At 63.7% G+C, this 10,235-nt stretch carries 12 protein-coding genes; 5 read left to right on the forward strand and 7 right to left on the reverse strand.

Going from position 1 to position 10,235, the window contains the following annotated elements:
* The 7 genes from ACESNB_RS00005 to ACESNB_RS00035 all read right to left on the reverse strand — a co-directional run.
* On the reverse strand, nucleotides 1-513 hold a 513-nt coding region (locus ACESNB_RS00005; RefSeq protein WP_373002193.1), incomplete at its 3' end, for an aminotransferase class I/II-fold pyridoxal phosphate-dependent enzyme.
* Nucleotides 510-2,093, reverse strand: coding sequence for a TRAP transporter large permease subunit (locus tag ACESNB_RS00010; protein WP_373002225.1), 1,584 nt, complete (start codon nucleotides 2,091-2,093; stop codon nucleotides 510-512). The genes ACESNB_RS00005 and ACESNB_RS00010, both read right to left, overlap by 4 nt.
* Entirely contained in the window at nucleotides 2,083-2,757 is a 675-nt protein-coding gene (locus tag ACESNB_RS00015) for a TRAP transporter small permease subunit (RefSeq protein ID WP_373002196.1), read from the reverse strand. The genes ACESNB_RS00010 and ACESNB_RS00015 overlap by 11 nt, the downstream gene beginning before the upstream one ends.
* Nucleotides 2,758-2,770: 13 nt before the next feature.
* Complete coding sequence (locus ACESNB_RS00020) at nucleotides 2,771-3,880, reverse strand: TRAP transporter substrate-binding protein (protein WP_373002199.1); 1,110 nt, start codon at nucleotides 3,878-3,880, stop codon at nucleotides 2,771-2,773.
* Between the two features lie 43 nt (nucleotides 3,881-3,923).
* Entirely contained in the window at nucleotides 3,924-4,682 is a 759-nt protein-coding gene (locus ACESNB_RS00025; protein WP_373002201.1) for an arginyltransferase, read from the reverse strand.
* Nucleotides 4,683-4,699: 17 nt separating this feature from the next.
* On the reverse strand, nucleotides 4,700-6,544 hold the full coding sequence (locus ACESNB_RS00030; protein WP_373002204.1) for an SLC13 family permease: 1,845 nt from the start codon (nucleotides 6,542-6,544) through the stop codon (nucleotides 4,700-4,702).
* Nucleotides 6,545-6,588: 44 nt separating this feature from the next.
* Entirely contained in the window at nucleotides 6,589-7,233 is a 645-nt protein-coding gene (locus ACESNB_RS00035; RefSeq protein ID WP_373002208.1) for a flagellar motor protein MotB, read from the reverse strand.
* Nucleotides 7,234-7,404: 171 nt separating this feature from the next.
* Between ACESNB_RS00035 and ACESNB_RS00040 the strand changes: the two genes are divergently transcribed.
* From ACESNB_RS00040 to ACESNB_RS00060, 5 genes are all read left to right on the forward strand, one after another.
* Nucleotides 7,405-8,268, forward strand: a complete 864-nt coding sequence (locus ACESNB_RS00040; RefSeq protein ID WP_373002211.1) for an NAD(P)-dependent oxidoreductase — start codon at nucleotides 7,405-7,407, stop codon at nucleotides 8,266-8,268.
* A gap of 216 nt (nucleotides 8,269-8,484) precedes the next feature.
* Nucleotides 8,485-9,081 (forward strand): TIGR00341 family protein, encoded by a 597-nt coding sequence (locus ACESNB_RS00045; RefSeq protein ID WP_373002213.1) that lies wholly within the window; start codon nucleotides 8,485-8,487, stop codon nucleotides 9,079-9,081.
* Nucleotides 9,054-9,272 carry a hypothetical protein gene (locus ACESNB_RS00050; RefSeq protein ID WP_373002216.1) on the forward strand — a complete coding sequence of 73 codons (219 nt, stop codon included), beginning with the start codon at nucleotides 9,054-9,056 and terminating at the stop codon, nucleotides 9,270-9,272. The genes ACESNB_RS00045 and ACESNB_RS00050 overlap by 28 nt, the downstream gene beginning before the upstream one ends.
* A gap of 80 nt (nucleotides 9,273-9,352) precedes the next feature.
* Nucleotides 9,353-9,787 carry a DUF1801 domain-containing protein gene (locus tag ACESNB_RS00055; RefSeq protein ID WP_373002219.1) on the forward strand — a complete coding sequence of 145 codons (435 nt, stop codon included), beginning with the start codon at nucleotides 9,353-9,355 and terminating at the stop codon, nucleotides 9,785-9,787.
* Nucleotides 9,788-9,802: 15 nt separating this feature from the next.
* A partial coding sequence (locus tag ACESNB_RS00060; protein WP_373002222.1) for a hypothetical protein occupies nucleotides 9,803-10,235 on the forward strand: 433 nt, incomplete at its 3' end.

The following is a 10,235-nucleotide window of genomic DNA, read 5'->3' on the forward strand; positions in this document are numbered from 1 at the left end:
CAGGATGGTGCCGGTCGGGTTGGCAGGGCTGGCGATGATCAGCCCTGCCGGGGCCGGGTCGAGCGCAGCGATCTGCGCCGCCGTGAGCTGGAACCGGGTCTCCTCGCCGCATGCGATTTCGAGCGGCACCAGGTTCAGCGCCCGAATCGTATTGCGATAGGCGACATAGCCGGGGCGGGCGAGGGCGACCTGGTCGCCGGGCGCGAAGGCGGATGAGAGAGCGAGGACGAGCGCGGGCGACGCGCCGCACGTGATGGCGAGGCGGCGGGGCGTGACCTCGACGCCATAGGTGTCGCCATAGTGTTGGCAGATGCGGGCCTTGAGCGCCGGGCTTTCCCAATAGCCCATGGATTCTGTGTCGAGTACCTTGTGCGCCGTCTCGACGGCCCGCTTTGGCGCTCCGGTGGAGGGCTGGCCGAATTCCATATGGATGATCGACCGCCCGGCCGCCTGCAGTTCGTGGGCGAGGCGGCTGACGGCGATGGCCTGGAAGGGGGAGACGTCCTGGCTCAATTTGCGGCGAGGCTCGGCAGCCAGGTTGCCAGGGCGGGGACAGCTGCGACGAGGATGATCATGGCGACCTGCAGGCCGATGAAGGGCACAGCCCCGCGCCAGATATCCATTGTCTTGATCTCGTCGGGCGCGGCGCCGCGCAGGTAGAAGAGGGCAAAGCCGAAGGGCGGAGTCAGGAAGCTGGTTTGGAGGTTCAGCGCCATCAGGATGGCGAGCCAGACCGGGTCGAAACCGAGGACGATCAGCGGCGGGGCCACGAGCGGCACGACGACGAAAACGATCTCGATGAAGTCGAGGAAGAAACCGAGCACGAACATGACAAGCATGGTCATGGCGAGGGCGCCCCATTTGCCGCCGGGGGCCTGGTGGAGGATGGCGGCCACCATTTCGTCGCCGCCATAGCCGCGGAAGACGAGGCTGAACAGCGACGCACCGATCAGGATGAGGAAGACCATGCTGGTGATGTGCGTGGCGCTGGTGAGCGCTGGGAGGAGTTGGCGCATCTTGCGAAGGACGAGCAGTCCGGCAGCGAGTCCCGCGAAGAAGACGAGGCTGGCGAACAGGGTGAGGGCAATGCCGACGGAATTGCCTGCGCTGATGGTCTCGACCCCGGCTCGCAGGTCCATCGTGTTGCGCAGGAGGAGGATGGCGCCGATGCTGATCAGGCCGGCAAGGATCAGCGGCGAGAGGCGGCTTTTGGCCTCTTCGGCGAGGCGCAGGCCAGCAAGCAGGACAGCGCCGGCTGCGCCGATGGCAGCAGCTTCTGTCGGTGGGGCGACGCCGCCGAGGATGGCACCAAGCACGGCGATGATCAGGATCAGCGGCGCCCCGAGGCCGAACGCGACCTCCTTGACTGTAAGCTGCGCCGTATCCTCCGAGACCGCGACCGGCGGGCATGCCTCGGGCCGGAAGAAGGCGACCGCTGCGATGTAGAGGAGATAGAAGACAACCAGCAGGACGCCGGGGATGAGCGCGCCCGCGAACAGGTCACCGACCGAGACAACGCCGGAGCCGGCACCGATCTTCAGGCTGGCCTGGCTGGCGGCGTTCGAGACGGCATCGGCCAGAAGGATCAGCACGATGGAGGGCGGGATGATCTGGCCGAGCGTGCCGGAGGCGGCGATCGTGCCGGTGGCGAGTTTCGGGTCATAGCCCTGACGCAGCATGGTCGGCAGGGCGATCAGGGTCATGGTGATGACGGTGGCGCCGACAATGCCGGTGGACGCGGCGAGCAGCGCGCCGACGAGGACGACGGCATAGCCGAGACCGCCGCGCACGCGGGCGAGCAGCCGGCTGGCAATGTGCAGCAGGTCTTCAGCGACGCGCGAGCGTTCGAGGATCACGCCCATCAGGACGAACAGGGGCACGGCGATCAGCGTCTGGCTCTGCATGATCGAGCCACCCTGGATGCGGCTGGGGAAGGCGATCAGGAAGGAAGCCGAGAAGGTGCCGGTGGCGATGCCGATCAGGGCGAAGAGAAGCGCGACGCCGCCGAGCGTCAGGGCGACGGAGTAACCGGCCAGCAGGCTGAGGATCGCGCAGACGAACATGGCGACGGCGAGGATGATCTCAAATTCCATCATGGCCTCCGGTTTCGCCTTCAATCGGCGTGTCAGCCGGCGGCAGGGTGCCGTTCAGGCGTAGCGCGGCCTTGAGGGCGACAGAGAGACCCGCGCCCATCAGCAGGACGGCGAAGACGGGCACCAGCGTTTTGAAGAGGAAGAGGATCGGCAGGCCGTCGGATTCGCGCGAGCCTTCGAGCAGCGACCATGATCGCGAGAGGCCCTGTTCGCCGGTCGTGATCAGGCGGAAGCAGATCGGGAAGAGGAAGAGGTAGGTACCGACGAGCTCGATCCAGTTGCGCCCGGTCTCGCCGAAACGGGGGCGCAGGATGTCGACGCGGACATGGGCATCGTCGCGCAGGGCGCCGGCGGCGCCGAGCATGAACATGGCGGCGAAGGCGTAAATGACGATCTCGCTGAGCCAGGTGAAGGAGAGGCCGAAGGCATATCGCAGGATGACGACCGCGAGCTGGGACACGACAAGCAGGAGCGCGCTGAAGATCGCCGCGTTGAGGGCGCCGCCTGAAAGCGCATCGAGCACGCGGATCATGCGGCGGGCGAGACCGTCGAGCAGGCCCGGAACGGCGATGGCGACCAGAGGCACGAGGAAGAAGGGCAGGCACAAGACGCCAACGACCTTCAGCCAGGCGCCGATCAGCAGGAAAACACCGGGATCAATCATTTGCCCCGCCAGCCTATTTGCCGAGTTCGCGGGCGGTATAATAGGCGCCGTCAGAGACCTTGGCCCAGCCACGCATGAGCTTCAGGCTTGTCTCGAAACTCTCATAGATGCGTTTCTCGATGCCGTCCTTGCCACTGGCGGCGCGGACGTCTGCGGCGGCTTCGGCCATGGCCTTGACCACTTCCGGCGGGAAGGACCGTAGCTTGGTGCCGTGCTCGCGCTGCAGAATGTCGAGATAGACAGAGTTCTGGTAGGTGAACTCGCCGAGCGAGGTGTGGTTTGTCGACTCGCAAGCCGCCTTGATGATCGCCTGCTCACCGGGGGTGAGGCTTTCCCAGACCTTGAGGTTCATGCCGACGGCGAGGCTGGCGCCGGGTTCATGGAAGCCCGGACCATAATAAAAAGGCGCCTCGCGATGGAAGCCGAGCGAATAGTCGTTCCACGGGCCGACCCATTCGGTGGCGTCGATGGAGCCTGTCTGCAGAGCCTGGTAGATCTCGCCGCCTGACAGGGAGATGGCCGAGCCGCCGAGGGCGCGCAGCACGTCGCCGCCCTGACCGGGGATCCGCATTTTGAGACCGACAAGGTCGTCGAGGCTGTTGATCTCCTTGCGGAACCAACCGCCCATCTGGTGGCCGGTATTGGCGCCCTGGATGGCTTTGACGCCGAACTGGCCGGACAGTTCGTCCCAGAGTTCCTGGCCGCCGCCGAAATCGATCCAGCCCATGATTTCCTGAGCGGTCATGCCGAACGGCACGGCGGTGAAGAACGGGAAGGCGGAGGATTTTGCGGTCCAGTAATATTCGGCGCCGTGATACATGTCGGCCGAGCCGTTGGCGACGGCATCGAAGCTTTCGAAAGCGGGAACCAGTTCGCCGGCGGCGAAGACCTTGATCTCCATCAGGCCGTCAGACATGGCGTAGACACGTTCGGACACGCGCTCGGCGGCGCGGCCGAGGCCCGGCAGGCCTTTGGGCCAGGTGGTAACCATGTTGAACTTGCGGCGGCTGCGATTGATCCTGGCCGGGGCCAGTATCTTTGCGTCTTCCGGATTTGCGAACGCGGCAGCGGCCCCGGCAACACCGAGAAGGCCCGCGCCGACGATATTGCGTCGGTTGATCATGAAAAATCCTCCCCAGCGACTCGCCCTACAATGGTTTCAGGGTCTATTCGTCGTCTCTTAGCGTCCGCCACTGGTCGCCGTCCAGCATTTCGAGAGGTTTGTAGCGGCGTTTATAGTCCATCTTCGGGCTGCCTTTGACCCAGTAGCCGAGATAGACGTGCGGCAGGCCCATATCCTGAGCGTGACGAATATGGTCGAGGATCATGTAATGGCCGAGACCTCGCGATTCCTGTTCCGGGTCGAAGAACGTGTAGACCATCGAGAAACCGTCGCGCAGGACGTCCGTTATCGCCACGGCCAATAGCGGCGCGTCTTCCGCCTCGCCGTCGCGATATTCGAAGATCAGGCTCTGGACCGGGCTGCCGCCGACCATGGTCATGTAGTCGCGATAGGTCATCTCGGACATGCCGCCCTTGTCGTGGCGTGTCTGGACGTAGGTTTTGAGCAGGCGGAACTGTTCGCGTGTAGCAGTGGCCTCGACCGGGGTGCGGACCAGCGAGGCATTTCGGGCCAGCGTGCGCCGGTCATTGCGCGATTGGACGAATTCCCGGGTGGGCACGCGCACGCTGCGGCAGGCATTGCAGCGCGGGCAGGCGGGTCGGTAGGCGATTGTCTGGCTGCGGCGGAAGCCGGCTTGGCTGAGCGAGTTATGGATCGAGTCGGCGTCGGAGACAGCCAGGTTGGTGAAGGCCTTGCGCTCGCGCATGCCGGGCAAATACGGACAGGGGCTGGGGTTCGTGACGTAGAAACGTAGCGACCGCTCGAGCCCGGCAGGCAGAATCTGGGAGTCGGTGAACTTCATGAGTCGTAACGATACACTTACAGATCAAACCGCCAAGAGGCGAAGACGGTAAAGACACACCAAAGGACTAAAACGAGCGGTGCGCCAAATTTCATGAAATCGCCGAATTTATAGTGTCCGGGGCCCATCACCAGCATGTTGGTCTGATAGGCGAAGGGGGTCGCGAAGCTGCAATTGGCACCGTAAATCACCGCGAGGAGGAAGGGCAGCGGGTCATGCACGCCGAGTTCGGCCGCCGCTGACAGGGCGATGGGTGAGAACAGGATGGCAGTGGCGGCATTGGTCAGCAGGTTGGTCAGGATCGCGACGCAGAGGAAGATCGCCGACAGGACCGCGAGCGTGCCATAAGGCGCGGCATAGTTGACGACGGCGTGCGCAATCGCGGCTGCAGCCCCGGTTTTTTCAAGCGCCATGCCCATGGCCAGGGCCGCTCCGATGACGAGGAAGATGCGCAGGTCGAGCGACCGGCTGGCCTGGCGGGTATTGACACAGCCGACCACGAGCATGGACACGGCGGCCAGAACCGAGGCGTGAAGGATGGACAGGACGCCGGTGGCGGCGAGGCCGACCATGGCGAGGGCAATCACCCGCGATGCGACGGCCCGCGTGGTGAGCGGGATCTCTGTCTGGGACCATTCCAGCAGGATGATGTCGCGGCTGGCGCGCAGGTCGACAAAGGCATCGACAGGACCGCACAGGAGCAATGTGTCGCCGGATTCAAGGCGGATCTCGCCGAGCTTGGTGCGAATCATCCGGCTGCGGCGCTGGATGCCGAGGGTGACGGCGCGGGTGAGACGGCGAAAGCCCAGCATCTCGACGGTGCGGCCGACCATGCGCGAGCCGGGTGCGATGACCGCTTCGGTGAGGGCGAGGGCGCCGGGGCGGCTGTTTTCTTCAAGGTCGCCGCCTGCTGACTCCCAGACCTGCTGGAGGAAGTCCGGCTGGCGGGCGAGGACGTTCTGCAGGGCGGCGCGGGTGGCGGCGACGATAACGAGGTCGCCCGGCTGGAGGGTTATATCTTCATAGGGCGGCAGGAAGGCGCGTTCGCCGCGCTGGATCATGCGGACGGTCATATCGGGCAGGTCGGCGAACATGCCGGCAACCGGCTTCTTGCCCTTCAGGAAGTGGCCGAACGTGACTTCGATCTGGGCGACGAACTGCTTGCCGGAGGGCTGCGAGAGTTCATCGCTGAGGCCACGCCGGTTGGGCAGCAGGAATTTCGAAAATATGGCGAGGTAGACGAAGCCTGCTCCGGCAAGGATCAGGCCCATCGGAGTCTGGTCGAAGAATCCCAGCGTGCGCCCGTCAATCCGCTCGAAGGCCTCAGCCGCGAGCAGGTTGGTCGAGGTGCCGATCAGCGTCGTCATGCCGGCAAAGATGGAGGCGTAACTGAGCGGCATCATCAGTTTGGACTGCGAGGCGTTCATGCGCTTGGCGATGGCGCTCATGACCGGCAGGAACATGATGACGATGGGCGTATTGTTGACGAAAGCGCTGGTGACGAAGACCGCGAGAAAGGCCAGCACGAGCGTGGTGACCGGGCGTTTCTCATAGCCGCCGACGAGCACTTTGGTTGGCCCTTCGAGCGCGCCGGTCTGGAACAGGCCCTGTCCGACGACGAGCAGGGCCATGATGGTGATCAGGGCCGGATTGCCGAAACCGGACAGGAGCTCGGCTGCGCTGATTGGCGTGCCGTCGGTGCCATAGGCACCGGGTATCGTGAACAGCAGTAGCAAGGACGCAATGACGCCGACAGAGACGAGCTCCATCGGCCAGCGGTCTGACATGTAGAAACCAATTGCAGCACAAACAACCGCCAGGCTTGCCCACATGGGCCAGTGGGCCAGGAAATCAGCGATCATCTAGGCTCCGGTTCATCAGCGCTTCCTGATCCCCTTACAGGTTATCAGTCGTGTGTGTGAACCAATATGCTGACCCGCCGGTTGGCTGACAAGTGCGGCTGGCCCGCATCGAGGGGGCGTGTGTCGGCGAGACCGGTGACGGCGCGGATGCGAGCTGGCTCCAGACCGGCAGTGATCAGGGCGCGGCGGGCCTCGTTGGCCCGGTCAGACGAGAGTTCCCAGTTGGAGTAGGCGGTGCCGGTCGCACTGAATGCGTCGGTATGGCCTTCGATCGAAACCGGCTCGGAAAATTGTATCAGGACGCGGCCAGCCGCTTCGGCCAGCGCGATACCCTCTTGCGTGAAGGCACCGCTGCCCGAATCAAACAGCGGGTGGCGGGCCGAATCGACAAGGTCGATGCGCACGCCATCGGCTTCCCGGGCAAGGACGACACTGTCGCCGGCCTCGATCAGGCCCGATTGCTGGCTGAGAGCGGTAAACAGGCGTCCGGCAGCCGAGTCAGGCTGGACGGCTGAGGCCTGGTCCATGGGGCTGGCATTGCTGTTGAAATAGCTGGCGATCTCGTCGCGGCCCTCGGGAGAGACGCCGCTGAGGATCCACATCAACAGGAAAAATGCCATGAGCGCGGTGAGGAAGTCGGCATAAGCCATCTTCCAGGTGCCCGCTTTGCGGGCGGGCGCGGCGGGCATTCTGCCCGCATATCGCCGAGAGTGAGTGGCAGTTGCCATGCGCTCGAGTTCCGATCCTTCTGATCTGATGCGCCAGTCATAGCAGGCTATGGTGAAGGCCACGTCGAAGCGAAGGGTAGGATTTCGATGAAATTTGATCTACTTCGCCAAGGCATAGCAGGAGAAACACAGATGGCGCGGACGGCATTCCTTGGACTTGGCGTGATGGGATTTCACATGGCGGGGCATCTGGCCCGGGCCGGTCACCAGGTTAGCGTGTGGAACCGGACGACGGCCAAGACGAAGGCCTGGGAGAAGAAGCACAAGGGCGAGGTGGCCAAGGACCCGGCGACGGCAGCCTTCGGCGCAGAATTCGTTTTCCTCTGCCTTGGCGACGACCCGGATGTACGGATCGTATTCGACGCGCTTGAGCCGAGCCTTGGGGCAGGCATGATCGTGGTCGACCATACGACCGCCTCGGCGGGCCTGGCGCGGGAACTGTATGAGCGGTGCAAGGCCAAGGGCGCGCATTTCATCGACGCGCCAATCTCGGGCGGCGAGGCCGGCGCGATCAATGGCAAGCTGACGATCATGTGCGGCGGCGAGCCGGCGGCGTTCGATGCGGCCGAACCCGTGATGGCGGCCTTTGGCAAGAAGATGACACTGATCGGCGACAGCGGCGCAGGCCAGCTGGCCAAATCGGTCAACCAGATATGTATTGCCGGTATCGTGCAGGGCCTGGCCGAAGGGCTGCACTTTGCCGAGAAGGCGGGACTCGATGCGGCCAAGGTGATCGAGGCGATCAGCGGCGGCGCGGCCCAGAGCTGGCAGATGGAGAACCGCTGGGAGACGATGGTCGCGGGGCATTTCGAACATGGCTTTGCCGTCGACTTGATGCGCAAGGATTTGCGGATCACGCTGGAGGCCGCGCGCGAGAACGGTGCGAGCCTGCCGGTGACGGCGACGGTCGACCAGTATTATGCCGATGTGCAGGCGATGGGCGGGGCGCGCTGGGATACGAGCAGCCTGATTGCCCGCCTGACGCGGGACGCTTGAGGTTGTGCTGCGCCTCGATATCCATCTGAGCAAGGAGGAAGCCTGCGAGACCGTGATCCGGGCGATCAAGTCGGCAGAGCCGATTGACTATGTCGTGATCGAAACCGAGCAGCAGGACCGTCGCCTGATCTCGGTCTTCATGCGTGAGGGCACGGGCCAGACGCTGATGGATAATACCAGTCGGCGCTCGAGGGGCGCAAGGACTGGCGGATTGCAGTGCTGCCAATCGAAGCGACCGCGCCGAAACGGCCCGAGCCTGAAGACGACAAGAAAGCACGCCGCCAGCAGGCGACGCGCGAAGAGCTTTACACCGACATTGATTCCGGCGCGCGGCTGGACCGCGATTTCCTGATCATGGTCGTGCTGTCGACCATCGTGGCGGCGATCGGCCTGAACTCGGACGGGATTGCCGCCGTGATCGGCGCGATGGTGATTGCACCGCTGCTGGGGCCGATCCTGGGATTTTCGATAGGCGCTGCGCTGGGCGACTTTGCGTTGTTGAGGCGGGGCGGCATGACGCTGGCGATCGGCATCGCGACGGCACTGGCGTCGGCGCTGGTCATCTCGTTCTTCCTGCCGCTGAACCTTCAGAGCGAGGAATTGATGTCGCGGGCCGAAGTCCGGATCGACCGACTGGCGCTGGCCATGGCCGCGGGCAGCGCAGCGGCCCTGTCACTGACGCGTGGACAGGGATCGGCCTTGGTTGGCGTGATGGTCGCAGCGGCGCTGCTGCCCCCGGCGCGGCGATTGGCCTGTTCGCGGGCGGCGGCGAGTTCGATCTGGCGATGCGGGCGGGCCTCCTGCTGGCGCTGAACGTCGCGAGCCTGGTGTTTTCGGCGCTTCTGGTGTTCCGTTTACGCAAAATCAGGCCCCGGAAATGGATCGAGCAGAAGAATGCGACGCGGGCCGTCTGGATCAATGCGGGGCTTTCGGCCTTCTTTCTGGCCGTTGCGGTGGCCCTGATCCTGTTGCTGGACTTGGGGTCCGCCGTGCAGATCGGCTAAGTGCAGGATATTTTGGACTTTTTGGTCGTGTGGCGGTAAGGTGACAAGAACTGCCACCTGTAAGGACTGTTTCACCTCCCATGAATGTTGTTTTGCCAATTTCTGCTGCCCCGAAAACCCGTGTCGAACGCTATATCTCCGCTCTGGATGACAAACAGCGCAAGGCGGAATCCGAAGAGCTCCTGGCGCTGTTTGCCCGCGTGACGGACCTGCCGGCTGCGATATGGGGAACCCACAAGGTTGGCTATGGCCGCTATGCTTACACGATGGATAGTGGACGCAGCAGCGAGTTCATGATCGCCGGCTTCGAGCCTGCGAAGAAGCATATCATCGTCTACCTGTCGCCGGATTTCGAGGATTTCACCGGACAGCTGGAAACCCTTGGCAAGCACGACAAGGGCAAGTCGTGCATCTTCATCAAGGCGCTGAAAGACATTAACCTCGACTCGCTGGAAGAGCTGGTCCGTCTCGGCATGGCTTCGACCGAGAAGAATTTCAAAACAAGCGAAACCTGACAAGACGGATGATTCATGGCTGCGGCGGACGATAAGACAACACCCACGATTGTTTCACCGCACGCCTTTATCGCCGGACTGGATGACGGTCGCCGCAAGCGGGAGGCCGAAATCCTGCTGCGATGGTTCGAGACCGTCACGGGCCTGAAGGGGCGGATGTGGGGGCCGTCCATGATCGGCTTTGGCCGTTATCACGACAAATATGACAGCGGGCGCGAAGGCGAATCGATGATCACCGGCTTTGCCCCGCGCAAGGCGGCGTTGACGCTCTATATCAAGCCGGGCTACCGCGGCATGAGCGAGATGCTCACCCACCGGCTGGCCGACCCGCATGACATGGCAGCTATCACCGCGCTGATGGGCGCGTCGATTGCCGAGAACATGAAGGCCTTCCTGTCAGCCGAAGAGATTGTCGCGGCGCAGGAAACGATGGGGCTCGACCGCTCGC

Source organism: Hyphomonas sp., from assembly GCF_041689225.1.
Classification (GTDB): domain Bacteria; phylum Pseudomonadota; class Alphaproteobacteria; order Caulobacterales; family Hyphomonadaceae; genus Hyphomonas.